This window comes from Anaeromyxobacter oryzae, from assembly GCF_023169945.1.
In the GTDB taxonomy this organism is placed as follows: domain Bacteria; phylum Myxococcota; class Myxococcia; order Myxococcales; family Anaeromyxobacteraceae; genus Anaeromyxobacter; species Anaeromyxobacter oryzae.
In genome coordinates this window covers 4,043,211-4,068,223 of the sequence record NZ_AP025591.1, presented here as the reverse complement: position 1 = coordinate 4,068,223, position 25,013 = coordinate 4,043,211, and the positions used below count along the sequence as shown (strand labels likewise).

The window sequence follows — 25,013 nt, the reverse complement described above, 5'->3', positions numbered from 1 at the left end:
CTGCGCCGCTCGTGGTGAGCCTGTCGTACCTCGAGCTCGGACCGTGGGCCCGAGCGGGAACCCGCGGGTTCCCTCACATCGACGTCTTCGGCGTGCCGGGCTTGTAGCCCGCCTTCTCGATCGCCTTCACGATCGCCGCGACCTCGACCTTCGACGCGTCGTACGTGACGACGGTCTGGGCCTTGTCGATGTCGGTGTCGGCGCTCTTCACGCCCTGCAGCGCCGTCACGGCCTTGTCGATGTTGGCGGCACAGCCGCCGCAGTGCATCCCGGACACCGGGATCACGACCTTCGCGTCCGCGCGGGCAGCGGCGGGCGCCTCGCCGGCGGCGGCGAGGACGGGCACGGAGAGGAAGAGGGCGGCGACTGCAGCGGCGACGAAGGTTCGCATCGATCGGGCTCCTGTTCGGGGAGCGGCGAGCATGCGTCCGGCCGCCCGCTCGCGCCACGTCACGGTTGGGCCCCTCGCGCGGACGGGCGCTCACGCGCTCCGGGAGGAGCCCCGGCAAGGCGAGCACGAGCTGCGGGAGCGGCGGGCCCTCGACCCGGGCCGCGGTCCGTCGACCCCGAGGGTCGCGTCCACCGCGGCGAGGCGGCCGAGGTCGCCGAGGCACGAGAGCTCGCCGGTGTAGCGCCGGCCCTCCCCGCGCGCGTCCTCGACCTCGAGGCCGCACCGCCCGAGGCTCCCATCCGGTGTAGATCAAGCTCTCGAATGCAGAGCCCTCGCCGCACCGCCCTCCTCGGCCTCGCCGTCTCGCTGCTCCTGCTCGTGCTCGTCGCGCTCGGGCTGCGCCTCCTCTCGCCCGCCCCCGCCCCCGCCCCCGCGCCGGCGCGGCCGACGCCGCCCGGGTCCTCCTCTGCGCCCGCGGTCGGCGCGACCGCGCCTCCGCCGGCCGGCCTCCCGATCCGCCTCGCGCCCCCGCCCGCCGCGCCGCGCACGCCGGACGCGGGGCCCGCGAGCTTCGAGGGGCGCGTCGTGAGCTCCGCGTCGGGCGACGGCATCCCCGGCGCAGAGCTCACGTTCTCGCGGGGTGGCGCCGCCGCGTCGGTGCGCGCCGGGAGGGACGGCGCGTTCCGCTTCGAGCCGCCCGCGGAGGGCCGGTGGCTCCTCGCGGCGGTCACCGCGCCGGGGTTCTTCCCGTTCGCGCCGGAGTGGGGCCATAGCCCGGTCCAGCTCGACGCGACGGCCGGGCGCCGCGTGTCCGGCGTCGAGGTCCACCTCGTCCCCGCCGCCGAGCTGACCGGGCGCGTCGTCGACGATCACGGCGCGCCGGTCGCGGGCGCCGAGGTCCGCCTGCTCGGCGCCACGGCGGAGGCCGCGCTCGTGCCCATCACCGATCGGTTCACGAGCGACGCGCGCGGCGCGTTCCGCTTCGCGGCGCCGGAGGGCGCCGTGCTCGAGGCGCGGAAGCCGGGGTTCCTCCCGGGGCGCGCCGAGGTGAGCACGCTGGCGACGCTGAACGGACAGGTCACCATCGAGCTCGGCCCGACGCACGCGCCGCTCGGCGCGCCGGCGCCCATCGCGGGGCAGGTCGTCGCGCGGGGCGCCGGGCCCATCGCCGGCGCGCTCGTCGTCGCCGAGGGCGAGCGCCGCTTCGGCGTGGACGTCCCCTCCGCGCAGGCCGTCACGAGTGGCGACGGGCGGTTCACGCTGGACGGGCTCGACCCCGGCACGTACCGGATCACGGCGCGGGCGGAGGGCCGCGCCCCGGGCTCGGTCCGGCGCGTCGAGCCCGGCGCGACGGGCGTGGTCGTGGAGCTCGCCCTGGGCGGCCGGCTCCGCGGCTGCGTCCGCGCCGCCGCGAGCGGCGCGCCGGTGGCGCCGTTCACGGTGCTCGTGCTCGAGCGCAGGTCGGCGCTGCGCCTCGTCCCGCAGCGGAGCCGATCCGTCATCGACGCGTCCGGCTGCTATGCGCTCGACGACCTCCTGCCCGGGCCGGCGGTGGTGGTCGTCTCCGCGCCGGGCTTCGCCCCCTCGCCGGAGCAGGCGGTGGAGATCCCGGCCCCGCCGGGCGAGGCGGTCGCGGACGCGGCGCTCGAGGCGGGCGGCCGGCTCTCCGGCGTGGTGCGCGACGACGCCTCCGGCGCGCCGCTCGCGGGCGCGCGCCTCTCGGTCGAGGGCGCGCTCTCCGGCGCCGCGTCGACCTTCCCGGTCCTCTCCGAGGCGACGACCGGCCCCGACGGCGCCTTCGTCCTGGGCGGCCTCCCGCGCCGCGTCTCGGTGCTCGCCGCCGCCGCGGGCCACCACGGCCGGATCGTGGGCGGCGTGGAGGTCCCTCCGGGCGGGGCCCGCGGGCCGGTGGAGATCCGGCTCCGCCCCGCCGCGGAGGGCGAGGAGCCAGAGGTCGATCTCGCCGGCATCGGCGTCGTGCTGACGCCGCTCGGGGACGCACTCGCGGTGACGTCGGTGGTGGCCGGCGGCGGCGCCGCGGAGGTGGGCCTCACCCGCGGCGATCTCGTCCGGGAGGTGGATGGGCGGCCGGTCTCGGAGCTCGGCCTCGGCGGCGCCATCGAGGCGATCCGCGGGCCGGAGGGGACCTTCGTGGTCCTCAAGGTGGAGCGCGGCTCGACGACGTTCGAGGCGCGCGTTCCGCGCCGGCTCGTGCGCGGCTGACCCTGGAGACGGCGGAGACGCCGACGGCCGGGCCCGTGGAGCGCCCGGCCGTCGTCTCGATCCAGGGTCGACGCCGGCTACTTGCCGGTGCCGCCGGGGGCGCCGGGCTCGGTGCTCGGCTGGCCCGCGCCCGTCGACGTGCCGCGGCTGCCCGTGTCGGTGGCGCCGGGGGTCGCCGTCTTCGACGCGCCGGACGCGCTCGACTTCGGCTCCTGCGCGCCGGGCTCGGTGCCCGCGCTCGAGCCGGTGCCCATCGAGCTCGAGCCGGTGCCCGTCGCGGCGGAGGTCCCGTGCGCACCCTTCTTCTCGGCCTTCGCGACCTTCTCGGTCTGCTTCGCCGCCTGGAGGTGGGACTGGAGCGTCGAGTGGGTCTGCTGGAGGAACGAGGCGAGCTCGGTGTGCTTCTCCTTGGTCGCCTCCTTCGCGAGCTTGTCGACGCTCTTCACGTCCTTCTCGTGGTCCTTCACCATCTGCTCCATGTACGCCTTGTCGAAGTCCGCGCCGGACTTCGACTGCAGCTTCTGCATCGTCTTCTGGTCCGTCTTCTGCTGGTCCTGGAAGGCCTTGCCGTTCAGGTCGGCGCCCATGGTCTGGGCCATCTGCGTGAGCTGCTCGTCGTTCTTCTGGTGATCGTCGACCATCCGCTGCGCGAACTGCTTCACCTGATCGTCCTGCGCGGAGCTCTGGGCCGCCTGCCCCATCGCGACCTCCGCCTGGTTCGCGGCGTGCAGCTTCTCGAGCCCGTCGGAGAGCGACTTCTTCAGCTTCACGGGCGCGCCGGTCGACGCCGCGGAGGAGCCGGTGCCCCCCTGCGTCGCCGTCGACCCCGCGGACGAGCTCGTCCCGCTCGTCCCGCCGCCCGCCCCGGCCGCACCTTGCGTCTCGGCGCTGCTGCCGCGCTCGCTCGCGCTCGTCCCGCTCGTCCCGCCGCCCTTTCCAGCCGCGCCTTGCGTGCCGGCGCTGTCCTGCGCGTGCGCGTTGCCGGCGAATGCCAGCGCCGCGGCCAGGCTGGCCGCGAGTCCCCATCGATTCCACGTCATTCCGTGTCCCTCCCTTTCGAGTACCGTCCGTGCCTTCGGCGGAAAAGGTGCGGAGGGCTCGGACCCACGGCACGCGCCGCGCGGGCATGCGCCCCCGAGCAGCGCCGGCACCCGGGGGGCCGTGGCGCAGGCGAGCGACCTCGCGCGTGGTGAGCACGCGGATCAGGCTGGGTGGAGCGCGGCCTCGATCCGGTCGAGCACGGCGGCGCCGAGCTTCACGCCCGACGCGCGCGCGTTCTCGGCCACCTGCTCGGGCCGGCTCGCGCCGATGATCGCGGACGACACCTCGGGTCGGCGAAGGACCCACGCGAGCGCGAGCTGAGCGAGCGTGAGCCCGAGCTCCGCGGCGATCGGGACGAGGCGCTGGACGGCCTCGAGCACGCGGGGGTCGAGCCGGCCCTGGAGGAACCCGCCCATCTGCTCGCTCGCCGCGCGGGAGTCCGCCGGCGGAGCTGCGCCGGGCCGGTACTTGCCGGTGAGGACGCCCTGCGCGAGCGGCGACCAGACGATCTGCCCGATCCCCTCGCGCGCGCAGAGCGGGAAGACCTCGGCCTCCGGCGCGCGCCAGAGCAGCGAGTACTGAGGCTGGCTCGACACGAACCGCTCGACGCCGGGGAGGGCGAGCGCGGCGCGGATCTGGTCCGGGCTCCACTCGGAGAACCCGAGCCAGCGCGCCTTCCCCTGCCGCACCGCCGCGGTGAGCGCCGCCATCGTCTCCTCGAGCGGCGTGTCCGTGTCGTAGCGATGGCACTGGTAGAGGTCCACGTGGTCGACGCGGAGTCGCCGCAGCGAGGCGTCGAGCTGCTTCGCGATCTGCCCCGCCGACAGGCCGCGGTCGGTCGGCGACATCGGGAAGTAGACCTTCGTCGCGAGGACGTATCGGTCGCGCGGCACGCCCGCGAGCGCCTCGCCGAGGAAGCTCTCGGCCCCGCCGGTCGCATAGACGTTCGCCGTGTCGATGAAGTTGACTCCCGCGTCGAACGCGGCCCGGAGGCAAGCCTCCGCGCGCTCGCGCGAGACGCCGCCGCCGTAGGTGAGCCACGACCCGAGGCTCACCTCCGAGACCACGAGATCGCTCCGCCCGAGCTTCCGGTACAGCATGGAGTCCCCTCCCGCTCGCGCGCCGGCGGCCCGGCGGCCGCGGGCGACGATGAGGGAATATGGATACCAGGCCGGCCCCCTTCACGGAGGCGCCCGCGCGTGCTAACGCCATGGGCATGCCGAACTTCGACGAGACCCGGGTGGGCGGCGCTCCGCAGGACACCGGCCGGGCGGCGACGGCGCGGGCGTCGCTCGTGGTGGTCCACTCCGCGAACGCGGACGAGCGCACGAGGCGCTATCCGCTCGGCGACGAGGACGTGACGCTCGGGCGCGAGGGCGAGAACACCGTCGTGATCGCGTCGGACCAGGCGTCGCGCCGCCACGCGCGGATCTTCGTCTCGGGCGGCGCGCACGTCCTCGTCGATCTCGACTCGACGAACGGCACGTACCTGAACTCGAAGCTCGTGAAGGAGCAGACCCTCCGGCACGGCGACGTCGTGCGGATCGCGTCGACCGTCCTGAAGTACGTCGTGGACGCGTAGCGACGACGCGCCGCTACATCATCCCCAGCTGCAGCTTCGCGGCCTCGGACATCCGCGACGGGTCCCACGGCGGCTCGAACACGAGCTCGACGGAGACGTCCTTCACGCCCTGGACGCCGAGCACCTTGTGCCGGACGTCCTCGACCAGCACCGGCCCGATCCCGCACGCGGGCGCCGTGAGCGTCATGTGGACGAGGACCCGGTGCCCGCCCTCCATCGGCTCGGAGGCGACGAGGTAGACGAGCCCCAGCTCGACGATGCTCGCCGGGATCTCGGGATCGTAGACCGTCCCGAGCGCGTCCCAGACCTTCTGCTCGTCGAACGGTCCCTCCGCCGCCGCGGCTCGCTCCGCGGTGGCCTTCGCGACCTCGGCGACGAGCTCCGGCCCGAGCGCGTCGGCGTCCTTGCCGTCCACGCGGACGAGGGCGCCGCGATCCGTCATCGCGGTGAGCTGGCCGCCGAGCGTCTGCTGGACCGAGAGCCAGGTGCCGGCGGGCAGCGTGACGCGCTCGCCCTGGGGAATCAGGAGCGCCTCCACGTCCCGGAGCGTCCTCAGGGGGGTGTGTGCCGTCGCCATTCGCTACTCCGTGGAGACCGGCGCCGCGGAGCCCTTCAGCGCCTGCCGGAGCGCGTGCCAGGCGAGGCTCGCGCACTTCACGCGCGTCGGGTAGTCGTGCACGCCGCCGAACACCGCGAGCTTCCCGAGGGCCTCCTCGTCGCCCGCGCGCGGGCCCTCGGTCACGAGGGCGTGGAACCGCTCGAACAGCCGGTCGATCTCGGGCGCGCTCTTCCCCTTCACGACGCCGGTCATGACGGACGCGGACGCCTTCGAGATCGCGCAGCCGCTGCCCTCGAACCGGACGTCGGCGACGCGGCCGCCGTCCACCTTCACGTGCACGGTGATGCGGTCGCCGCAGAGGGGGTTCAGGCCCTCCGCGTGGTGGGTCTCGCCCTCGAGCGGCCCGAAGTTCCGGGGGCGCTTGCCGTGGTCGAGGACGACCTCCTGGTACAGATCGGTCAGCTCGGACATCGATCGTTCACCTCGAGCGGGAGCCTGAAGGTTCACGCGAACACGTCCCTCACCGCGTGGAGCCCGCGCACCAGCTGGTCCACGTCCCGCGTGGTGTTGTACGCCGCGAACGAGGCCCGCAGCGTCGCCGGCACGCCGAACCGCGCGAGCAGCGGCTGCGCGCAGTGGTGGCCGGCGCGGACGGCGACCCCGTGCCGATCGAGGATGGTCCCCGCGTCGTGCGGATGGACGTCGCCGACCAGGAACGAGAGGACGCCCGCCCGCTCGCGCGGCGCGCCGACGAGGCGCAGCCCGGGGATCTCCGAGAGCGCCGCGTGCGCCTCCTTGATGAGCGCCCGCTCGTGCGCGGCGATGCGCTCGAGGCCGAGCTCTCCCACCCAGTCGAGCGCCGCCCCCAGCCCGATCGCGCCGGAGATGTTCGGGGTCCCCGCCTCGAGCTTGTACGGCAGCGCGTTGAAGGTCGTCTTCTCGAACGAGACGGAGAGGATCATGTCGCCGCCCCCCTGCCACGGCGGCATCTCCTCGAGGAGCGCGCGCCGTCCCCACAGGGCGCCGATGCCGGTCGGCCCGTAGACCTTGTGGCCGCTGAACGCGTAGAAGTCCGCGCCGACGAGGCCGACGTCGAACCCGAGGTGCGGCGCGCCCTGCGCGCCGTCCACGAGCACCGGGACGCCCTTCGCGTGTGCGCGCGCGACGATCTCCGCGATCGGCGTCACGGTACCGAGCGCGTTCGAGACCTGGGTCACCGCCAGGATCCGCGTCCGCGGCCCGAGGAGCCGGTCGAGGGCGTCGAGATCGAGGTCGCCCGCGTCGTCCACCGGCACGACCTTCAGCGTCGCGCCCTTCTCCTGGCACAGGAGCTGCCACGGGACGATGTTCGAGTGGTGCTCGAGCCAGGTGACGAGGACCTCGTCGCCGGGGCCGACGCGCTGCCGCCCGAACGTCTGCGCGACGAGGTTGATCGCCTCGGTGGTGCCGCGCACGAAGATCACCTCGTGCGGATCGCCGGCGCCGAGGAAGCGCGCCACCTTCACGCGCGACTCCTCGTACGCCCGCGTCGCGCGCTCGGAGAGCAGGTGCACGCCGCGATGGACGTTCGCGTTGTCCTCCTCGTAGTAGCGGCGGATCGCGTCGATCACGACGCGGGGCTTCTGCGAGGTCGCCGCGTTGTCGAGGTACGCGAGCGGCTTCCCGCGGACCGGCCGGGAGAGGATGGGGAACTGGGCGCGGATCGCGTCCACGTCGTAGTCCGGCCGCGGGGGCGTCTCCCGGCGGGAGATGCCGCGCGCCGCGACCTTGCGTTCGTCGAGGGCCCGGGACGTCATGCCGCCTCCAGCACGCGAGCGCCGGCGGGGAGCCGCGCCGCGACGAGCGCCTTCGCCCGGGCGCGCAGGGCCGTGGGCGAGACGCGATCCACCATCTCCGCGGCGAACGCCCAGATGAGGAGGCTCCGGGCCTCCGCCTCCGGGACGCCGCGCGACCGCAGGTAGAAGAGCGACGCCTCGTCGAGCTGGCCGACGGTGCCGCCGTGCCCGCACTTCACGTCGTCCGCGAAGATCTCGAGCTGCGGCTTCGTGTCGACGACGGCATCGTCGGAGAGGAGCAGGTTCGAGCTCATCTGGTACGCGCTGGTCTTCTGCGCGCCGGGGAGGACGCGGATCCGCCCGGAGAAGACGCCGCGCGACCGGCCGTCGAGGATGCCCTTGTACGTCTCCGTCGTGGTGCAGCGCGGGACGGCGTGCTCGACCCAGGAGAAGGCGTCCTGCACCCGCGTCGCGTCGGCCATGAAGAGGCCGGAGACCGCGATCTCCGCGCCCTCGCCGGCGAGGCGCGCGCGGATCTCGCTCCGCCCGATCTGCGCACCGAGGGAGACGCCGTGCGCCACGAGCCGCGAGGCCGCGGCCTGCTCGGCGAAGATCGTGCTCACGTGGAACGCGCGGACGCCCTCGTCCTGCAGCTTCACGTGCTCGATCCGGGCCCCCTCGCCCAGCACGAGCTCGGTCACGGCGTTCACGAGGTACACGTCGCCCGTGCCGACGTAGATCTCCGCGAGCGTGGCCCGGGCGCCGGCCTCGGCGACGACCAGCACGCGCGGCTGCGCGGAGACCGGGTGGGCAGCGCCGGTGACGAACACGAGCTCGATGGGCGCCTCGACCGCGACCCCGCGCGGCAGGAGCAGGAACGCGCCGTCCTCCAGCAGGGCCGCGTTGGCGGCGACGAACGGGAGCGCGTCGGGCGAGGCGAGCCGGCCGAGGTGCGGGCGGACCGCGTCCGGCGCGTGCCGGAGCGCGTCGGCGAGGCTCGCCAGCACCGCGCCCGCGGGGAGCTGCGCGCCGCTGGAGAGATCTCGGCGGAACCGGCCGTTCTCGAAGACTAGCCGGGCACCAGCGGGCCCGGGTGCGCTCGCGAGGAGGCGCGCCGCGGCGCCGTCCTCCTCCGGCGCGGGGCCGAACGTCACCGCGGCGAGCGGGGCGAGGTTCGTGAACCGCCAGTCCTCGTCGCGCGTCGTCGGCAGCCCGAGCGTGCGGAAGCGCGCGAGCGCCGCGCCGCGCGCTTGGGCGAGCCAGCCTGGCTCGGGCCGGGCGCGGTGGAGAGCCGCGAGGCTCGCTGCGGCGGCGGTGGTCACGAGAGCGCCCCCGCGGCCCGCTCCACCTCGGGATGCATCCCGGCGACCCAGGCGTAGCCGGTCTGCTCCAGCTCGTCGGCGAGCTCGGGGCCGCCGGAGCGGACGATCCGCCCCGCCGCCATCACGTGGACGCGGTCAGGCTTCACGTACTCGAGGAGCCGCTTGTAGTGGGTGACGAGCAGGACGGCGCGGTCCGGGCGGCGGAGCGCGTTCACGCCGCGCGCGACGACGCGGAGCGCGTCGATGTCGAGCCCGGAGTCGATCTCGTCGAGGATCGCCAGGGTCGGCTCGAGGATCGCCATCTGGAAGATCTCGTTCCGTTTCTTCTCGCCGCCGGAGAACCCCTCGTTCACGGAGCGGCTGCCGAACGCAGGGTCGAGATCGACGAGCTTCATCTTCTCCTTCGCGAAGGAGAGGAAGTCCATCGCGTCGAGCTCCTCCTCGCCACGCGCCCGGCGGATGGCGTTCAGCGCGGTGCGGAGGAAGTAGAGGTTGCCGACGCCGGGGATCTCCACCGGGTACTGGAACCCGAGGAAGACGCCGGCGGCTGCGCGCGCCTCGGGGGCGAGGGCGAGGAGGTCCTGGCCGAGGTAGGTCACCTTGCCGGCGGTGACCTCGTACGCCTCGCGACCGGCGAGCGCGCCGGCGAGCGTGGACTTGCCGGAGCCGTTCGGCCCCATGATCGCGTGGACCTCGCCGGCGCCGATCTGGAGGTCGACGCCCTTCAGGATCTCCCGATCCGCGACCTTCGCGTGGAGCCCCTCGACGTTCAGGATCGTGCCTTCCTTCACCTTCACGGCGCTCATCCGACGCTCCCTTCGAGAGACATGCCGAGGAGCTTCTGGGCTTCCACCGCGAACTCCATCGGCAGCTCCTTCAGGACCTGCTTCGCGAAGCCGTTCACGATCATCGAGACCGCGTCCTCCGGCGAGATGCCGCGCTGGCGGCAGTAGAAGAGCTGGTCGTCGCTGATCTTCGAGGTCGTCGCCTCGTGCTCGACCTTCGCCGAGGGGTTCCGGACCTCGATGTACGGGAACGTGTGGGCGCCGCAGCGGTCCCCGATGAGGAGCGAGTCGCACTGCGAGTAATTACGCGCGCCCACGGCGCCCTTCAGCATCTTCACGAGGCCGCGGTAGGTGTTCTGGCCCTTCCCGGCGCTGATCCCCTTGGAGATGATCGTCGAGCGGGTGTTCCGCCCCACGTGGATCATCTTCGTGCCCGTGTCCGCCTGCTGGTGGTGGTTCGTGAGCGCGACGGAGTAGAACTCGCCCACCGAGTCGTCGCCCTGCAGGATGCAGGACGGGTACTTCCAGGTGATGGCGGAGCCGGTCTCGACCTGGGTCCAGCTGATCTTCGCCTTCGTCATCGCCTTGCCGCGCTTCGTGACGAAGTTGTAGATGCCGCCCCGGCCCTCGGCGTCGCCCGGGTACCAGTTCTGGACCGTCGAGTACTTGATCTGCGCGCGGTCGAGGGCGACGAGCTCGACGACGGCGGCGTGGAGCTGGTTCTCGTCGCGCATCGGCGCGGTGCAGCCCTCGAGGTACGAGACGTACGCGCCCTCGTCGGCGACGATGAGCGTCCGCTCGAACTGGCCGGTGTCCTTCGCGTTGATGCGGAAGTAGGTGGAGAGCTCCATCGGGCAGCGGACGCCCTTCGGCACGTAGACGAAGCTGCCGTCGGAGAAGACCGCGCTGTTCAGCGACGCGAAGAAGTTGTCCGTCGCGGGCACGACCGAGCCGAGGTACTTCTCGACGAGCGCCGGGTGCTCGCGGACCGCCTCGGAGAACGAGCAGAAGACGATCCCGAGGTCCGCGAGCTTCTTCTTGTAGGTCGTCGCGACCGACACCGAGTCGAACACTGCGTCGACCGCGACGCCCGCGAGGCGCATCTGCTCCTCGAGCGGGATCCCGAGCTTCTGGAACGCGCGCTTCACCTCGGGGTCGACCTCGTCCATCGAGCCGAGCTGCTTCTTCTGCTTCGGCGCCGAGTAGTAGACGATGTCCTGGTAGTCGATGCGCGGGTAGTGCACGTTCGCCCAGGTCGGCTCCTCCATCTCGAGCCACTTCCGGTAGGCGTTGAGCCGCCACTCGAGCATGAAGCGCGGCTCGTCCTTCTTCGCCGAGATGAGGCGGATCGTGTCCTCGGACAGGCCCTTCGGGACCTTGTCCTCCTCGACGTCGGTGACGAAGCCGTACCGGTACTTCTGCTCGGTCAGCTCCTTCAGCTGCTCCGCCGTGCTCATGACGCGTGGGCTCCGATCGTGATGGGGGCGCTCTCCGCCGGCTCCGCGGGCGCGCGGCTCGGGGCGATGGCGGAGAGCGGCAGGTTCTGGAGGGCGCCGTGGATGGCGCGGGAGACGGGATCCCAGCTCGCCTTCGCGAGGCAGGTCGCCTCGATCCCGCAGCTCTGGGTGCCGGGCTGGGCGCACTCGGTGAGCGCGATCGGGCCCTCGAGCGCCTCGACGATCTGCGCGACCGAGATCTGCTCGGCCGGGCGGGCGAGCCCGTACCCACCGTGCCGGCCGCGGTGCGACACGACGATCCCCGCCTTCGAGAGCTCCTTGCAGAGCTTCGACACGGTGGGGAGCGGCACCTTGGAGCGGGACGCGAGATCCTGCGCCGTCATCGTGCCGCCGCTCCGCGCGAGGTGCGCGAGCAGCACGATCGCGTAGTCGGTCAGCTTGGACATCCTGATCATCCGTCCGCCCTCCGGGGCCCGGAGCGGCCTGGCGTCCTCCGGCACCGAGGGCGCGCCGCTCCGTAGCGTGGGAGCCAACATGGACCGAACCGGTCCAGTTAGACGGATATGTAAACGACGGCAGTCCGGTTTTCATCCCCGAACGCGCATCGCGGCGAGACCCTCAGGGGGCGCCCGCTCCGAATCGCCCCCGATGGAGGGGGCCATCGACCGTTCGCCCGTCGCGCTCGACGTAGAAGTGGTCGGCGACGATGGTGACGGAGGATCGGATTCTACGGTCATCACGCGCGGATAGCTCGGCGAGGAGCGCCGGCTCGACCGCCGCGAGCTCCGCCTGCGCGACGCGCCCGAGCTTCTCGCCCGCCGCTTCCGTCAGGAACGCTTCCATCCGACGCGGCGACTCGAACAGGACCGCGACCCGCGCGCCGGCATTCTGGGAGACGTCGCGCGCGATTCGCGCGGGCTCCGGCTTTCCCACCCGGACAACGAGCGAAGGCGTCCCGTCCAGGCGAGCGGCGGCGACGTCGGGCGCGTCCGGCTCGCAGAGGCCAGGGCCGAACTCGATCCGGTCCTCCCACTGCCAGAGCAGCGCCAGGACGCGTAGCCAGACACGCTCCATCGTCTCGGACGGATGGCGGGCGGCCTTGAGGACGAGCGCCTGATCGATCCCGCGGTCGACGTGCGAGAGATGAAGGTCGAGGTGGTACAGCGTCGAGGTCAGCGCCATCGCGCAGAGATCGCCGAAGAGCGCCGGAAAAGCCAGCGCGGGCAGGTTGAGTCGCGGTCGACGACGAAACGCGGGCGATCGCGTGCTGGCCCGCCTGCTGGTGCCTCGGCCGGGCGACCGTCTACACTCGGCAGACACACCCGGACGGAGGTCCGATGCGTACGCTGCTCCTTTCGATCCTCGTTGCCGCGCCGCTGGCGCGCGGCGAGGAAGCCGCGCCCGACCGCGCTCCCGCCGCCCAGGTCGCGCTCGCGGCACCTGCGACGGCGTCCTCCGGCACGGACCCGGCGGACCTTCCCCCTCCGCCCGCGCCCCCGGCCACGCCGGCCGCCACGGACGCGGCGGCGCCGCGGACCGGCTCGAGGTTCGGCGTCCAGGTCGAGACCGGCCTCCCGGAGGGCCTCGCGGTCGGAGTCACCTTCCGGCCGGTCTCCTCCGTGCGCCTCTGGGCGGGACCGGCGTGGAACTACGTATCGTTCGGCGGTCAGCTCGGTGTCGCGATCGTGCCGTTCCGGTGGGCGCTCTCGCCGGTGCTCTCGCTGGAGGCGGGCCGCTACTTCCGAGCGGATCTGTCGCGGTTCGTCAACGAGGGAACCGGCGCGCCCAAGGGCGTCGAGCCGCTGCTGAAGAACGTCTCGTACGACTACGCGGCGGCCCACCTCGGCTTCGAGCTGGGATCCCAGCGCGGCTTCGCGTTCTCGGTGCGAGCCGGCCTCGCGTACGTCCGGATGGCGACGCACGGGAGCACCGCACCGACCAGCAGCGGCACCGCAGGTGACGCTCAGGTCTACTTCGTGGATCCGCGCGTCAACGCCACGATCCCGTCGGTGAAGCTCGGGTTCCAGTACTCGTTCTAGGAGCCACCCTCATGCGCAAGTTCCTCGTCGGTGTCGCGCTCCTCGCCCTCGCCGGCTGCGGCGGTCCGCTCCTGTACGCCGAGCTCGTCATCCCCGAGCTCGGGATGACCACCCCCTCTCAGCCGTTCCCGGCGTCCAACGCCGATCCGAGCTACTGGTGCGCCGCGGACAAGCCGGACTGCATCACCACCGATTTCACGTACGACCTCGGCCAGCAGGTGGACCTCCTCACGAAGAAGGACGTCGAGTACGAGCTTCGCCTGACGGACCTGTCGATCGCGCTCGACGCGACGAGCGCCGGCACGGACCTGCACGGGGTGAAGTCCGCGGCGGTGGAGGTCATCCCGCCGGGCACGACGACGCCGGTCGAGGTCGCGTCCTACGCGCGCTCCGCGGCGAACCCGAGCCCGACCTCGATCTCGATCTCCGGGAACGCCAGCGTCGACCTCGCGCCGTTCGTGGACGCCGGCCAGGTCCACGTGCGCGTGAAGATGAGCTATGACGCGCCGACGCCCGCGTTCGCCGCGGACATCCGCGGGGTGTTCTACCTCCGGGTGAAGCTCGACTACGGCAAGACGCTCGGCATCTAGCGCGCCGCTACTCCGCCTCGCGCAGGATCGCGAGCAGCGCGTCGCCGTACTCCCCGAGCTTCTTCGGCCCGACGCCCTTCACTTCGAGGAGCGCGTCCTCCGTGACCGGTCGAGCGCGCGCGAGCTCCGCGAGCGTCGCGTCCGAGAAGACGACGAACGCCGGGACGCCGCGGGACCGCGCCTCGCCGGCGCGCCATTCCCGGAGCGCCTCGAAGAGCGCCACGTCCGCCTCCGCCGTCTCCGGTCCCTCGCGGCCCTCGCGGGCCTCCCGCCGCGACCGGTCGGCGCGCCGCCGGCGTCCACCGCCCGCGCCGCGCGCGGACGCCATCGCCGACGCGAGGACGTCGTCGCCGGTGCAGTGATCGCACGCGTCGCCGCAGGGATCCGCGACCTCTCCGAAGTGGCCGACGAGCCGCTCGTGCCGGCAGCCGCCCTCGTCCGCGAACCGGAACATCGACCGGGCCTGGCGGCGCTGTCCGTCCGCGAGCTCCGCGTCGGAGTCGTCGAGCATCCGGTCCCAGCTCATGACGTCCGCCCACGAGTAGAGGAGGAGGCATGTGCTCGGGTTGCCGTCGCGGCCGGCGCGCCCGATCTCCTGGTAGTACGCCTCGACGGACCGCGGTAGATCGCGGTGCAGCACGAACCGGATGTCGGGCTTGTCGATGCCCATCCCGAACGCGACGGTCGCCACGACCACGTCGATCTTGCCGGCCTGGAAAGCGTCCTGGACGCGGGAGCGGACGTCCGGCTCCAGGCCGGCGTGGTACGCCTCCGCGCGCACCCCGTTCTCCGCGAGGAGCTCCGCCGTCTCCTCGACCGACTTCCTCGACAGCGCGTAGACGATGCCCGCCTGGCCGCGGCGGGCCCTGACGAACCCGAGGAGCGCGTCCCGCGTCCGCAGGCCCTCGCCCTTCTTCGCGGCATGGATGCGCAGGTTCCGGCGGAGGAACGAGCCGCGGACCACGAGCGGATCGCCCATCCCGAGCTGAGACGCGATGTCGCCCGTGACCTCCGGCGTCGCGGTCGCCGTGAGCGCCAGCACCGGCGCGCGGAAGCGCGCCTTCAGGCCGGCGAGGTTCCGGTACGCGGGCCGGAAGTCGTGGCCCCAGTGGCTGATGCAGTGCGCCTCGTCGACGGCGATGAGCGACAGCCGAATGCCCTCGAGGGCGCTGCCGACGGACGCCTCGAGGCCTTCCGGCGCCGCGTAGAGCAGCTCGAGCTCGCCCTGCCGGAGCGCGCGGACGCGGTCGCGACGCTCCTCCGCCGACAGCGTCGAGTTGAGGTACGTCGCGCGAAGCCCCACGCGGGCCATCGCGTCGACCTGATCCTTCATGAGCGCGATGAGCGGTGAGACGACGAGGGTCGTGCCGCCCAGGAGCCGGGCCGGGATCTGGTACGTGAGCGACTTGCCCGCGCCGGTGGGCATCACGCCGATGCAGTCGCGGCCCGACAGCACCGCCGAGACTATCTCTCCCTGCCCTGGCCGGAACGCCGGGTGCCCGAACACCTCGCGGAGCAAGCGCCGGGCCTCGCCCGACGCGGGCGGCGCGGGGCGTGCGAGCGCGTCGGCGATCGCACGCAGCCGATCGATCGCGGCCGCGCCGAACAGCTCCGGCCCGTCGCGCCAGCGCGCCCGGAGGTCCTCGAGCCGCGCCTGGCACGCGGACCGGAGGCCCGGATCGGACGGATCTCCGGCCCGCCAGGTCGCGGCGAGGTCGTTCACCTCGGACTCGACGGCACGGCGTGCAGGCTCTGGAATCGCTCGGGGGGGAGACACGGGCGCGCGGACTCTAGCACCGACGGCTGGCAACGCGGAGCGGGCCCCCGGTACGTGCGCCGGCGCGTCCGCCGTGCCGAGGGCCTCGGTGCCGGGGGACTTTCCGGAGCGCTCAGGCCGCGGGGGCCGTGGTGCCGGGAGACTTTTCGGAGGGCTCGCGCCGCGGGGGCCGCGGCCGCGGTGCCGGAGGACTCCGCGACCGCATAAAAAAGAGTGGGTGCGGCCGAGCGGCCGCACCCACCCGAAACGGTCCCGCGGACCCGACTACTTCTTCGAGAGCTTCGCGTCCTCGAGGATGACGGGGTACTTGTACCCGGCGCCGAAGTCCTTCTCGATCCGGACGGTGCCCTTGGCGACCACGACGTCACCGACCGCGACGGTGTCGCTCGTCGTGACCGTCAGGTCGTTGTCCTTCGCGTCCGCCTTGCCGCTGCCGTCGCGGAGGTGCACCCAGTTCTTGCCCATGATGTCGGCGTTGAACTTCACGACCTTGCCGCGGATCGTGACCGGCTTCTCCTTCAGGGCGTCGCGCTGCGCGAAGACCTCCGAGACCGTCCGCGCATCCGCACCGCTCGCCTTCTCGACCTTCACGTCACCGACGTCGGCCGGACCGGCAGCGGCGGCAGCGTGCTGCGCCGCCATGTTGACCGGACCGCCCTGGCCCATCATCCCGGCCGCCGGCGCGGCGGCGTCGGCCCCGCCACCGAGGGTTCCGAAGTAGACGAGCTCGAACTTGCGGTTCAGGGTCTTCGACTCGAAGTTCGGCATCGGCGTCGCGCCCTTCACGGCGACGTCGGTCCCGTTCGCGACGTCCGTCTTCTCGACGGCCGCCCACACCTCGCCCTTGTCCGTCTTGAGCTTCAGGTAGCTGTAGGGCGGCGCGTCGATGCGCTCGACGACCTTCCCCTTGATCTCGGCCGCGGCAGCCGGCGCAGCGGCAGAGCCCGGGGCGGCCGCATCCTGCGGCGCCGGCTGCTGCTGAGCGGGCTCGGGCTTCTTGCAGCCCGCCACGGCCAGCGCAACGAGCAGGACGACGGACAGACGACGCATGTGGAGTGACCTCCGTAAGGGCGCGGGTATCGCGTGACCCCTGTTTCTATGGGGGCCGCAGCATAAACCCATGTCGACGCGAATTCGATCCCGAAAAGAGACCACCAGGTGCGACTCCGGCGCAGAACGACCGCGGTCGCCTGGCTGCCTGCCCGGACCGGCACCTTTCCTCCGGCACCGCTCCTCCGGTACGCGACCCGCCGGCACGCGAGCCGACGGTGTCGAGCGTCGTCACGCGGACCCGGTCACTCGCGCAGCCGGTAACCCGAACGCAGCATCAGGTACGCGGCCACCACGGAGACGGCCGCCAGCGCGGTGACGAGCGCGGGGCCCGCCCACGGCGTCGCGTCGGAGATCCCGAGGACACCGAAGCGCACACCGTCGACCATGTAGAACACCGGGTTCAGCAGCGTCAGCCGGCGCAGTGCCGGAGGAAGCATCCCGACCGAGTAGAAGACGCCTCCGAGGAAGGTGAGCGGGGTGATGAAGAAGGTAGGGAAGAAGTTCACCTGCTCGAAGCTCGACGCCCAGATGGCGGTCATGAACCCGAGGGCAGCGAACGCCACCGCCACGAGCGACAGGAGCCCGAGGGCGAGGACCGGATGAGCCAGGGTGAAGCCCCCGAAGGCGCCGGCGACGAGCCAAACGATCGAGCCCACGAGCAGCCCGCGAAGCGCCGCCGCGCCCAGGAAGCCGGCGAGGATCTCGCCGTACGACATCGGCGACACCAGGAGATCGACGATCGTCCCCTGGAGCTTCATCACGAAGAGCGACGACGCGCTGTTCAGGTATGCGTTCGACACGACGCCGAGCGTCACCAGCCCCGGCACGATGAACCGCGCGTACGGCACGCCCTCCACCTCGCGCAGGCGAGAACCCAGCGAGTAGCCGAACACGACGAAGTAGAGCGTCGTCGTGACCAGGGGCGACAGGAGCGTCTGCCCCGGCACCCGCATGAACCTGCGGATCTCCTTCGAGAGGAGCGTCCGAAGCCCGAGACTGATCACCGCCTCTCCTCCCCGCGTCCGGCGCGCGCGCCGTTCGCTCCCGCGAGGAGCCGGACGAAGACGTCCTCGAGCGTGGTCCGCCGGGTCTCGACGTCCTTCGGCGCGACGCCCGCGGCGGCCGCAGCTGCGAGCACCGCGCCGAAGCCCGCGTCGGCCGTCGTCTCGACCGCGATCGTCCCGCCGCCGTCCTCGAGGCGCGCGCCGAGCTGCGCGAGGGCCGGGGGGACGGCGGTCGCCGGCGCCGCGAGGACCAGGCGAAGCGTCTTCGCGCCGTGCCGCCGGAGCAGCGCGTCCTTCCCCTCCACGACCAGGAGGCGCCCGCGGTCGATCACTCCGACGCGGTCGGCGAGCTCCTCCGCCTCCTCGAGGTAATGGGTCGTGAGCACGACGGTGGTGCCCCGATCGCGAAGCGTCCGGACGTAGCTCCAGAGCGCCCTGCGCAGCTCGACGTCGACGCCCGCGGTGGGCTCGTCCAGGAACAGGACCCGCGGATCGTGGACGAGGGCCTTGCCGATGAGGAGGCGGCGCTTCATCCCGCCGGACAGCGCGCGACTGTTGGTGTGCCTCTTGTCCTCCAGCTCCAGCGCGCCGAGGATCTCGACGAGGCGCTCCTCTCGGAGTCGGACGCCGAAGTACCCGGCCTGGAACCGGAGCGTTTCCTCGACGGTGAAGAACGGGTCGAAGTTGATCTCCTGCGGGACGAGGCCGATCGCGCGGCGGGTCTCGCGGTAGTCACGGACCACGTCTTTCCCGAGGACGCGGACGGTGCCGGAGGAAGGGCGGAGCAGGCCCGCGACGATCGAGATGAGCGTGGTCTTCCCGGCGCCGTTCGGGCCGAGCAGCGCGAAGATCTCGCCGCGCTGGATGTCGAGATCGACCCCCGCGAGCGCCGTGAAGGCGTCGAAGGTCTTCGTGACTCCGCGGATCTCCACGACGGGCGGCATCGGAGCGCCGAATGTAGCCTGGAAAGGGCCGCGGCGCCCCGTTTCGGCCCCTCGCTACCCGAGCCGGCGATGGAAGCGGAGGTGGCGGCGGCGAGGATCGCGACGCCGATGCCGAGGAGCGCCACGAGCTGCGGCCAGACGTTCGCGAACGCCGCACAGCAGGACGCCTCGCATGATCTCGGGACCGAGGTGCCGGAGGACGCGAGCCGATCGGTGGGAAGAGGTGCCGGATGATTCGACGCGGCGCCAAGGTGCCGGAGGATTCGACGCGAGCCGATCGGTGCCGGAGTACCCGGAGGCGACGACCGGACGCCACGCAAGGACCACCGAACCGAACGAGGGGCGTGTCCGGACCGCACGACGGACCATCGGACGCGGCCCGGACTGTCCTCCGGCACAAAGCTCCGCAACTGCCGCGGCGCACCGCGGATCGGGCGTGGCGCGGACGTTGCTACGTGCTCGCCCGTGGGCCGCGTGGCGCGCAGATACCTCGTTCGCGAGAACTCGATCAACCACTGCACCTGGCGCAGTCACAACCAGGAGCACGTCTTCGCGAGCGACGGCGAGAAGGAGAAGCTCCTGTCGCTGATGAAAGCGCACAAGGAGCGGTACGGGATCCTCGTCCTCTCGTACTGCGTGATGGGAACGCACCCGCACGTCGTCTGCATCGCGACCGATGGTCAGGAGGCTTTCAGCTCGTTCTGGAGGGTCGTAAACCACTCGTATGCCCGGTGGTACAACGCGCAGCACGGGCGCCGCGGACAGGTCGTCATGGAGCGGCTGAGCTCCCCGCGGATACAGGACGATCGCCACCTCCTGAACGCGATGCGATACGGCGACCTCAACCCGGTTCGCGCAGGGTTGGTGCGCAGCGCCAAGGATTGGCGCTGGTCCAGCCATGCGCATTACGCGCTCGGCGTCCCCGACGAGCTGATCGACGACGCGGCGGCCTTCCTCGCCCTCGGGCGCAACCCGGTCGAGCGGCGGATCGCGTACCGCCACCTGTTCGCAATCCCGCTCACCTCCTCCCTTCTCGTGAAGCGGCGCGATCTCGTCTCGGCGCCGTTCATCGGCGACCCGGACTGGGTTTCGTCGTGTCGCACGGCGATCGCGAGAAGCGGCGTCCCTCCCCCCTTCTGAGAAGCGGAGCCGCGAAGGGGCCAGCGACCGAGCGTCCGGACTACGGCGTCGCCTTCCGCCGCACTACCCTAGCCGGCGCTGGAAGCGGAGGGTGGCGGCGGCGAGGATCGCGACGCCGATGGCGAGGAGCGCCACGAGCTGGGGCCAGACGTCCGCGACGCCCGCGCCGCGCAGCAGGACACCTCGCATGATCTCGGCGAAGTGGCGGATCGGGTTCAGGAGCGTGACCGGTTGCAGCCATTCCGGCATCGCCCGGATCGGCGTCATGAGGCCCGACAGCAGCACCGCCGGCACGGTGAACAGGAACCCGCCCAGGAACGCCTGCTGCTGCGTCGACGAGACGGTCGAGACGAGCAGGCCGACGCCGAGCGTCGTCATGAGGTAGAGGCAGGTGCCGAGGTAGAGGACCCCGAGGCTCCCGCGGATCGGGATCCCGAACAGCCACGTCCCGACCCCGACGAGGAGCGTCACGTCCACGAGCCCGATCACGACGAACGGCGCCATCTTGCCGACGAGGAGCAGCACGGGGCGCACAGGCGTCACGAGGACCTGCTCGAGCGTGCCCATCTCCCGCTCCCGCGCGAGGCCCATCGCCGACGTGAACGTGGTCACGATGACGAGCAGCATCGCGGCGATCCCCGGCACCATGTAGATGGCGGTCTCGAGCCCCGGGTTGTACGCGATGCGCGGCACGAGGACGAGCTGGGCCGGCGGCGGCGCTCCCCGGGCCTCGATCCGGTCCCGCGCCAGCGCCTCGGAGCGCTCCCCGAAGTACCGGGACACCGCCGAGCCGCTCACGGTCGTCCGGTTCGGATCCGTCCCGTCCAGCAGCACCTGGACGCGCTCGCCCCGCCCGGCGAGCAGGTCCGCCTCGGCGCGCGGCGGGATGACCAGGGCCGCCGCCGCGCGCCCGTCGTCGATCGCGCGGTTCGCCGCCTCCGCCGAGGTCGCGCTGCCGGCGCGCTCGAGCGTCCCGTCCGCGAGCAGCCGGCGCGCGTCCTCCCGCGATCCCGCGGTGCGATCGCGATCCACCACGACCGTCGCGACGCGGTCGACGTCGAAGTCGACCGCGAAGCCGAACACCACCGTCTGGATGAGCGGCGCGACGAGGAGCAGGAACATGACCCGCCGATCGCGGATCGTCTGCTGGACCTCCTTGCGGAAGACCGCCGCGAGCTGCACTCGCCCGGACGGCCGGAGCGGCGCGGTCACGCGAGCCTCCGCTGGAATCGGGCGGTGGCGAGCGCGATGACCGCGATCGCGAACAGGACCTGCGCGAGCAGATCCGGCCAGAGCACGTCGAGGCCGTTCCCCTTCAGCATGACCCCGCGGAGCCCGTGCACGAGGTAGCGCGCTGGCACGATGCGAGAGAGCGCCTGCAGCGGCGGCGGCATGTTCTCGACCGGGAAGATCATCCCGGAGAGCAGCAGCGACGGGAGCAGCGAAGACATCACGCCGGCCTGCGTCGCCACCGTCTGGTTCTTCGCGAGGACCGAGACGAGCAGCCCCTGCCCGAGCATCCCGACGAGGAACGTGAGCCCGAGGAGCGACAGGACGAGGCCGCTCCCGCGAAGCGGGAGGTCGAACGCCGCCATCCCGAACGCCACGACCAGCTGGAACTCCAGGATCCCTAGTACCAGGTACGGCAGGAGCTTCCCGAGCACGATCTCGAGGCGCCCGATCGGCGACGCGAAGAGCTGCTCCATGGAGCCGCGCTCCCACTCGCCCGCGATGGTGAGCGCGGTGAGGAGGACCGCCGTGATCGCGATGAGGTACGCGGCGAGGCCGGGCACCATGAACAGCGCCGAGCGGCTCGCGGGGTTGTAGCGCGTCCACACCCTGACCTCGACGGGCGGCGCCTGCGCCGCGAGCTCGGGCCCGGCGAGGCGGCGGGTCTCCGCGCGGACGAGGGCGTCGGCCTTCGCGAGGAGCTGGTTCGCGACGACCGGGTCGCCGCCGTCGACGAGCAGCTGGACCGGGACGCGCCGCCGCGCGAGGACGTCCCGCTCGAAGCCCTCCTGCACCACGACGGCGCCGACGATACGGCCGCGCCGGAAGAGCGTGAGCACCGCGTCGGGGCCGCCGGCGTCGGCCGCGATGGCGAGCTCGTCCGACGCGACGAGGCCTCGCACCAGCGCGCGCGAAGCCGCGGTCCGATCGTGATCGACGACCGCGATCGGGATCCGGTCGAGGTCGAAGGAGATGCCGAAGCCGAACAGGAACAGCATCACGACGGGCATCCCGAGCGACATGTACAGCGTGCGCGGATCCCGGACGATGTGGCGCGCCTCCTTCGCCGCCATTGCGCCGACGCGGACCGCGGACCGCCAGAGGCGCGCCTTCATGGAGCCGCCTCCCCTCGCCCATCGCGCCCGACCACCGCGAGGAAGACGTCCTCGAGCGACGGCTCGGCGACCTCGACGGCGACGTCCCGCGCGCCGGCGCGTGACAGCGCCGCCGCGATCTCGTGATCGACGGCGGCCGCGGCGGGATCGACGCGCAGGTGCAGCCCCGCGCCGAACGGCACGACGGACCGGACCGCCGCGACCGCCCGCAGCGCCGGCGTCGCCCCCGCGAGCGCCTGGCCGCGAACGTGGAGGACGCGATCGGGCACCCACGTGCGCTTGAGCGCCGAGGGGGTGTCGAGCGCGACGAGACGCCCGTCGACCATGAGGCCGATGCGGCGGCAGTACTCGGCCTCGTCGAGGTAGTGCGTGGTCACGAACACGGTCGTGCCGCCGGCCGCGAGCGACCGGATCAGGCGCCAGAACGCCCGCCGCGCGACGGGATCGACGCCGGCCGTCGGCTCGTCGAGGAAGACGACCCCGGGATCGTGCAGCACCGCGCCCGCGAGGGCGAGCCGCTGGCGGAGCCCGCCGGGGAGCGCGCCGGTCACCGCCGTCGCCTGGTCCGCGAGGCCCGTGAGCTCGAGCAGCTCCTCCGCCCGCCGCCGCAGCGCCGGCCCGGAGAGGCCGTACGCTCCGCCGAAGAACAGCAGGTTCTCCATGACCGGGAGATCGAGGTACAGGGAGAACTTCTGGGACATGTAGCCGATCGCCGCCTTCACCGCGTCGGGATCCCGCGCGACGTCGTGGCCGGCCACGATCGCCGTGCCGGCGGTCGGCGCGAGGAGGCCGTTGAGCATCCGGATCGTCGTGGACTTCCCGGCGCCGTTCGCGCCGAGGTAACCGAAGATCTCGCCGCGCTCGACCTCGAACGAGACCGCGTCGACCGCGGTGAAGCCGCCGAAGCGCTTCGTGAGGGCGTGCGCCTCGATCGCGGGGGCGGTCACGACGCCTCCCCGACGCGCGAGAGGAACAGGTCCTCGAAGTCCGGGGCGACGCGCTCGAGCGCCGCTCCGAGCGGCGCGAGCACGCGCGCGACCTCGCCCGACGCGCCGCGCCGGACCACGATCCGCAGCCGCTCGCCCGCCGGCGAGGCGGCACGCACGTCCCCCGCGCCCGCGAGCGCGACGTCGACGCGCTCGCGGTCCCCTCCCCGCACCTCGTACGCCTCGTCCTCGAACCCGGCGATGAGCGCGCCCGGCTCGCCCTCCAGGAGCAGCCGGCCGTGGTGGACGAGCGCGACGCGCCCGCACCGCTCGGCCTCGTCCATGTAGGGCGTCGAGACGAGGACTGTCATGCCGCCGTGCACGAAGTCGTGCAGCAGCGCCCACAGCTCGCGCCTGGACACCGGGTCCACCCCGTTCGTCGGCTCGTCCAGCACGAGGACGTCGGGCTCGTGCAGGAGCGCGCACGCGAGCGCGAGCTTCTTGTACATGCCACCCGAGAGCGCGTCGGCCCGGCGATCGATGAACGGCGCGAGCCGGGTGATCTCGAGGAGGCGCTCGGCGCGGCGGCGGTAGACGTCGCGGGGCAGGACGTAGATGCGCGCGAAGAAGCGGAGGTTCTCGCCGACGGTGAGGTCGCGGTAGAGGCTGTACTGCTGGGGCATGAGGCCGAGCCGCTCGCGGACGCGACCGTCGGACGGGTCGAGTCCGAGCACGCGCGCCTCGCCGCCGTCGAGCCGGATGAGGCCGGCGAGCGCGCGGATCGCGGTGGTCTTGCCGGCGCCGTCGGGGCCGACGAGGCCGTACAGCTCCCCGCGCCCGACCTCGAACGACAGGCCGTCGAGCGCCGTCACCGCGCCGAACCGACGGACGAGCCCGCGGGCGGCGAGCGCCGAACCACCGTCGCCGTCCCGCGCGGCGGGCGGCTGCGCGGGCGGGCCGGGCTCGCGGGGGAGGTGCTCCATCTACTTCCCCGTCCCGGGGATCGTGACCTGGACCGGCATGCCCTGGCGTAGCTTCTGGTCCCTGTTCCGGACAGTCACCTCGACCGGATAGACGAGCCGGTCGCGGTCGGTGCGGGTCTGGATGTTCCGCGGCGTGAACTCCGCCTCGAAGGACACGGTCCGGACGATCCCCTCGAACTCCTCGCGCGGCCACGCGTCGGCGACGACCACGGCGCGGGCGCCCGGCTTCACGGCGCCGACCTCCGCGTTCGGCAGGTAGAAGGTGGCCTTCACCTCCGAGAGGTCGACGAGCCGGGCGAGCGTGGCGCCGGGCTGCACCAGCTCTCCGGCCTCGTGCGGCAGCGTCGAGACCTCGGCGGCGCGAGGCGCGCGCACCTCGCACTCACCGGCGAGGATACGGGCGCGCGAGACGGACGCCTCCGCGGCGCGGACCTGCGCGAGGGCGGCGTCGGCCTGGGCGCCCGCGGCGTGGATCCCGACCTCGGCGGCGCGGACCTGCGCCGCGCTCGCGGCGGCCTGCGCCTTCGCGGCGCTCGTCTGGTGCGCGAGCCCGGCCGCAGACGCCTCGGTCTGATCGATGCTCGCGGCGGCGACGTCGGCGGGGAGGGCCGCGAGGCGCCGGGCCTGCCGCTCGGCCGCTGCCGCCTGGGCGCCGAGCGCGGCGGCCTGGGCGCGTGCCGCGTCCTCGGCGGCCGTCGCGGCGACGCGGGAACGCTCGGAGGCCTTGATCTGGGCGCCGGCGGCGACCGCCTGGGCCCTGGCCGCCGCGAGCCGCGCCTCGGCCTCGGCGAGCGCGGCCTCCGGGTCGGCGCAGTCGAGCCGGACGAGGAGGTCTCCCGTCTTCACGGCGTCGCCCTCGCGGACCTTCACCTCGACGATCCGGGCACCGACCCGGGACGACAGGTCGACCGTCACACCCTCGATCTCGCCCGAGCCGCCGGAGGGCGCCGCCAGGGCACGCGCCTGGGTCCAGAGGCGACCGGCGATCAGCGCGCCGAGGACGATGACCAGAACCGCGAGGACGACGACGACTCTGCGCATCGAGGGCTCCCGGGGGAGCGCGATCTGTCGCACCCC

At 72.9% G+C, this 25,013-nt stretch carries 25 protein-coding genes; 5 read left to right on the top strand and 20 right to left on the bottom strand.

Annotation, left to right across the window (positions count from 1 at the left end):
- Positions 1–73: 73 nt before the first annotated feature.
- On the bottom strand, positions 74–391 hold the full coding sequence (locus AMOR_RS17755; protein WP_248352944.1) for a heavy-metal-associated domain-containing protein: 318 nt from the start codon (positions 389–391) through the stop codon (positions 74–76).
- A gap of 321 nt (positions 392–712) precedes the next feature.
- Here AMOR_RS17755 and AMOR_RS17750 point away from each other — a divergent pair, with 321 nt between their 5' ends.
- Entirely contained in the window at positions 713–2,614 is a 1,902-nt protein-coding gene (locus AMOR_RS17750) for a carboxypeptidase regulatory-like domain-containing protein (RefSeq protein ID WP_248352943.1), read from the top strand.
- Positions 2,615–2,691: 77 nt separating this feature from the next.
- Here AMOR_RS17750 and AMOR_RS17745 read toward each other — a convergent pair whose 3' ends face one another.
- Entirely contained in the window at positions 2,692–3,654 is a 963-nt protein-coding gene (locus AMOR_RS17745; RefSeq protein ID WP_248352942.1) for a DUF4142 domain-containing protein, read from the bottom strand.
- Positions 3,655–3,816: 162 nt separating this feature from the next.
- On the bottom strand, positions 3,817–4,755 hold the full coding sequence (locus AMOR_RS17740) for an aldo/keto reductase family protein (RefSeq protein ID WP_248352941.1): 939 nt from the start codon (positions 4,753–4,755) through the stop codon (positions 3,817–3,819).
- A 116-nt stretch (positions 4,756–4,871) separates the two neighbouring features.
- Between AMOR_RS17740 and AMOR_RS17735 the strand changes: the two genes are divergently transcribed.
- Complete coding sequence (locus AMOR_RS17735; protein ID WP_248352939.1) at positions 4,872–5,237, top strand: FHA domain-containing protein; 366 nt, start codon at positions 4,872–4,874, stop codon at positions 5,235–5,237.
- Positions 5,238–5,250: 13 nt separating this feature from the next.
- On the opposite strand, the gene sufT is transcribed toward AMOR_RS17735, so the two are convergent.
- The 8 genes from sufT to AMOR_RS17695 all read right to left on the bottom strand — a co-directional run bounded on the left by sufT (position 5,251) and on the right by AMOR_RS17695 (position 12,317).
- Complete coding sequence (sufT, locus tag AMOR_RS17730; RefSeq protein ID WP_248352937.1) at positions 5,251–5,814, bottom strand: putative Fe-S cluster assembly protein SufT; 564 nt, start codon at positions 5,812–5,814, stop codon at positions 5,251–5,253.
- A 3-nt stretch (positions 5,815–5,817) separates the two neighbouring features.
- Entirely contained in the window at positions 5,818–6,267 is a 450-nt protein-coding gene (gene sufU / locus AMOR_RS17725; RefSeq protein WP_248352935.1) for a Fe-S cluster assembly sulfur transfer protein SufU, read from the bottom strand.
- A gap of 32 nt (positions 6,268–6,299) precedes the next feature.
- Positions 6,300–7,592, bottom strand: coding sequence for a cysteine desulfurase (locus AMOR_RS17720; RefSeq protein ID WP_248352933.1), 1,293 nt, complete (start codon positions 7,590–7,592; stop codon positions 6,300–6,302).
- Positions 7,589–8,893, bottom strand: coding sequence for a Fe-S cluster assembly protein SufD (sufD, locus tag AMOR_RS17715; protein ID WP_248352931.1), 1,305 nt, complete (start codon positions 8,891–8,893; stop codon positions 7,589–7,591). The genes AMOR_RS17720 and sufD overlap by 4 nt, the downstream gene beginning before the upstream one ends.
- Positions 8,890–9,699, bottom strand: coding sequence for a Fe-S cluster assembly ATPase SufC (gene sufC, locus AMOR_RS17710; protein WP_248352930.1), 810 nt, complete (start codon positions 9,697–9,699; stop codon positions 8,890–8,892). Before sufC ends, sufD begins: the two co-directional genes overlap by 4 nt.
- A complete protein-coding gene (sufB, locus tag AMOR_RS17705; protein WP_248352929.1) occupies positions 9,696–11,135 on the bottom strand; it encodes a Fe-S cluster assembly protein SufB in 1,440 nt (479 codons plus the stop codon). The genes sufC and sufB overlap by 4 nt, the downstream gene beginning before the upstream one ends.
- The gene (locus AMOR_RS17700) at positions 11,132–11,581 is read right to left on the bottom strand and encodes an SUF system Fe-S cluster assembly regulator (RefSeq protein WP_248352928.1); all 450 of its coding nucleotides are present in this window, start codon (positions 11,579–11,581) and stop codon (positions 11,132–11,134) included. The genes sufB and AMOR_RS17700 overlap by 4 nt, the downstream gene beginning before the upstream one ends.
- Positions 11,582–11,753: 172 nt before the next feature.
- Positions 11,754–12,317 carry a YaeQ family protein gene (locus tag AMOR_RS17695; RefSeq protein ID WP_248352927.1) on the bottom strand — a complete coding sequence of 188 codons (564 nt, stop codon included), beginning with the start codon at positions 12,315–12,317 and terminating at the stop codon, positions 11,754–11,756.
- Between the two features lie 155 nt (positions 12,318–12,472).
- Between AMOR_RS17695 and AMOR_RS17690 the strand changes: the two genes are divergently transcribed.
- Both AMOR_RS17690 and AMOR_RS17685 read left to right on the top strand, forming a co-directional pair.
- On the top strand, positions 12,473–13,174 hold the full coding sequence (locus AMOR_RS17690) for a hypothetical protein (RefSeq protein ID WP_248352926.1): 702 nt from the start codon (positions 12,473–12,475) through the stop codon (positions 13,172–13,174).
- Between the two features lie 11 nt (positions 13,175–13,185).
- Positions 13,186–13,764, top strand: coding sequence for a hypothetical protein (locus AMOR_RS17685; RefSeq protein ID WP_248352925.1), 579 nt, complete (start codon positions 13,186–13,188; stop codon positions 13,762–13,764).
- Between the two features lie 7 nt (positions 13,765–13,771).
- Here AMOR_RS17685 and AMOR_RS17680 read toward each other — a convergent pair whose 3' ends face one another.
- The 4 genes from AMOR_RS17680 to AMOR_RS17665 form a co-directional block, all read right to left on the bottom strand.
- Positions 13,772–15,541 (bottom strand): RecQ family ATP-dependent DNA helicase, encoded by a 1,770-nt coding sequence (locus AMOR_RS17680; protein ID WP_248352923.1) that lies wholly within the window; start codon positions 15,539–15,541, stop codon positions 13,772–13,774.
- Between the two features lie 264 nt (positions 15,542–15,805).
- Entirely contained in the window at positions 15,806–16,591 is a 786-nt protein-coding gene (locus tag AMOR_RS17675; protein WP_248352921.1) for an OB-fold nucleic acid binding domain-containing protein, read from the bottom strand.
- Between the two features lie 245 nt (positions 16,592–16,836).
- On the bottom strand, positions 16,837–17,598 hold the full coding sequence (locus tag AMOR_RS17670; RefSeq protein ID WP_248352919.1) for an ABC transporter permease: 762 nt from the start codon (positions 17,596–17,598) through the stop codon (positions 16,837–16,839).
- Complete coding sequence (locus AMOR_RS17665; RefSeq protein ID WP_248352917.1) at positions 17,595–18,542, bottom strand: ABC transporter ATP-binding protein; 948 nt, start codon at positions 18,540–18,542, stop codon at positions 17,595–17,597. Before AMOR_RS17665 ends, AMOR_RS17670 begins: the two co-directional genes overlap by 4 nt.
- A 474-nt stretch (positions 18,543–19,016) precedes the next feature.
- On the opposite strand from AMOR_RS17665, the gene AMOR_RS17660 reads away from it, so the two are divergent.
- On the top strand, positions 19,017–19,682 hold the full coding sequence (locus AMOR_RS17660; protein WP_248352915.1) for a transposase: 666 nt from the start codon (positions 19,017–19,019) through the stop codon (positions 19,680–19,682).
- Positions 19,683–19,745: 63 nt separating this feature from the next.
- Here AMOR_RS17660 and AMOR_RS17655 read toward each other — a convergent pair whose 3' ends face one another.
- Genes AMOR_RS17655 through AMOR_RS17635 form a run of 5 tightly spaced genes read right to left on the bottom strand, consistent with a single transcriptional unit; the run spans position 19,746 to position 24,977 of the window.
- Positions 19,746–20,894 carry an ABC transporter permease gene (locus AMOR_RS17655; RefSeq protein ID WP_248352913.1) on the bottom strand — a complete coding sequence of 383 codons (1,149 nt, stop codon included), beginning with the start codon at positions 20,892–20,894 and terminating at the stop codon, positions 19,746–19,748.
- Positions 20,891–22,027: an ABC transporter permease gene (locus AMOR_RS17650; protein WP_248352912.1), complete on the bottom strand. Its 1,137-nt coding sequence runs from the start codon at positions 22,025–22,027 to the stop codon at positions 20,891–20,893. Before AMOR_RS17650 ends, AMOR_RS17655 begins: the two co-directional genes overlap by 4 nt.
- Complete coding sequence (locus AMOR_RS17645) at positions 22,024–22,974, bottom strand: ABC transporter ATP-binding protein (RefSeq protein WP_248352910.1); 951 nt, start codon at positions 22,972–22,974, stop codon at positions 22,024–22,026. The genes AMOR_RS17650 and AMOR_RS17645 overlap by 4 nt, the downstream gene beginning before the upstream one ends.
- Entirely contained in the window at positions 22,971–23,936 is a 966-nt protein-coding gene (locus AMOR_RS17640) for an ABC transporter ATP-binding protein (protein ID WP_248352908.1), read from the bottom strand. The genes AMOR_RS17645 and AMOR_RS17640 overlap by 4 nt, the downstream gene beginning before the upstream one ends.
- The gene (locus AMOR_RS17635) at positions 23,937–24,977 is read right to left on the bottom strand and encodes an HlyD family secretion protein (RefSeq protein ID WP_248352906.1); all 1,041 of its coding nucleotides are present in this window, start codon (positions 24,975–24,977) and stop codon (positions 23,937–23,939) included.
- Between the last annotated feature and the right edge of the window lie 36 nt (positions 24,978–25,013).

Excerpts from the sequence above, each read along its gene's own strand:
- AMOR_RS17755 (WP_248352944.1), bottom strand. The coding sequence starts at position 391 with ATGCGAACCTTCGTCGCCGCTGCAGTCGCCGCCCTCTTCCTCTCCGTG.
- AMOR_RS17750 (WP_248352943.1), top strand. The coding sequence starts at position 713 with ATGCAGAGCCCTCGCCGCACCGCCCTCCTCGGCCTCGCCGTCTCGCTG.
- AMOR_RS17745 (WP_248352942.1), bottom strand. The coding sequence starts at position 3,654 with ATGACGTGGAATCGATGGGGACTCGCGGCCAGCCTGGCCGCGGCGCTG.
- AMOR_RS17740 (WP_248352941.1), bottom strand. The coding sequence starts at position 4,755 with ATGCTGTACCGGAAGCTCGGGCGGAGCGATCTCGTGGTCTCGGAGGTG.
- AMOR_RS17735 (WP_248352939.1), top strand. The coding sequence starts at position 4,872 with ATGCCGAACTTCGACGAGACCCGGGTGGGCGGCGCTCCGCAGGACACC.
- sufT (WP_248352937.1), bottom strand. The coding sequence starts at position 5,814 with ATGGCGACGGCACACACCCCCCTGAGGACGCTCCGGGACGTGGAGGCG.
- sufU (WP_248352935.1), bottom strand. The coding sequence starts at position 6,267 with ATGTCCGAGCTGACCGATCTGTACCAGGAGGTCGTCCTCGACCACGGC.
- AMOR_RS17720 (WP_248352933.1), bottom strand. The coding sequence starts at position 7,592 with ATGACGTCCCGGGCCCTCGACGAACGCAAGGTCGCGGCGCGCGGCATC.
- sufC (WP_248352930.1), bottom strand. The coding sequence starts at position 9,699 with ATGAGCGCCGTGAAGGTGAAGGAAGGCACGATCCTGAACGTCGAGGGG.
- sufB (WP_248352929.1), bottom strand. The coding sequence starts at position 11,135 with ATGAGCACGGCGGAGCAGCTGAAGGAGCTGACCGAGCAGAAGTACCGG.
- AMOR_RS17700 (WP_248352928.1), bottom strand. The coding sequence starts at position 11,581 with ATGTCCAAGCTGACCGACTACGCGATCGTGCTGCTCGCGCACCTCGCG.
- AMOR_RS17695 (WP_248352927.1), bottom strand. The coding sequence starts at position 12,317 with ATGGCGCTGACCTCGACGCTGTACCACCTCGACCTTCATCTCTCGCAC.
- AMOR_RS17690 (WP_248352926.1), top strand. The coding sequence starts at position 12,473 with ATGCGTACGCTGCTCCTTTCGATCCTCGTTGCCGCGCCGCTGGCGCGC.
- AMOR_RS17685 (WP_248352925.1), top strand. The coding sequence starts at position 13,186 with ATGCGCAAGTTCCTCGTCGGTGTCGCGCTCCTCGCCCTCGCCGGCTGC.
- AMOR_RS17675 (WP_248352921.1), bottom strand. The coding sequence starts at position 16,591 with ATGCGTCGTCTGTCCGTCGTCCTGCTCGTTGCGCTGGCCGTGGCGGGC.
- AMOR_RS17665 (WP_248352917.1), bottom strand. The coding sequence starts at position 18,542 with ATGCCGCCCGTCGTGGAGATCCGCGGAGTCACGAAGACCTTCGACGCC.
- AMOR_RS17650 (WP_248352912.1), bottom strand. The coding sequence starts at position 22,027 with ATGAAGGCGCGCCTCTGGCGGTCCGCGGTCCGCGTCGGCGCAATGGCG.
- AMOR_RS17640 (WP_248352908.1), bottom strand. The coding sequence starts at position 23,936 with ATGGAGCACCTCCCCCGCGAGCCCGGCCCGCCCGCGCAGCCGCCCGCC.
- AMOR_RS17635 (WP_248352906.1), bottom strand. The coding sequence starts at position 24,977 with ATGCGCAGAGTCGTCGTCGTCCTCGCGGTTCTGGTCATCGTCCTCGGC.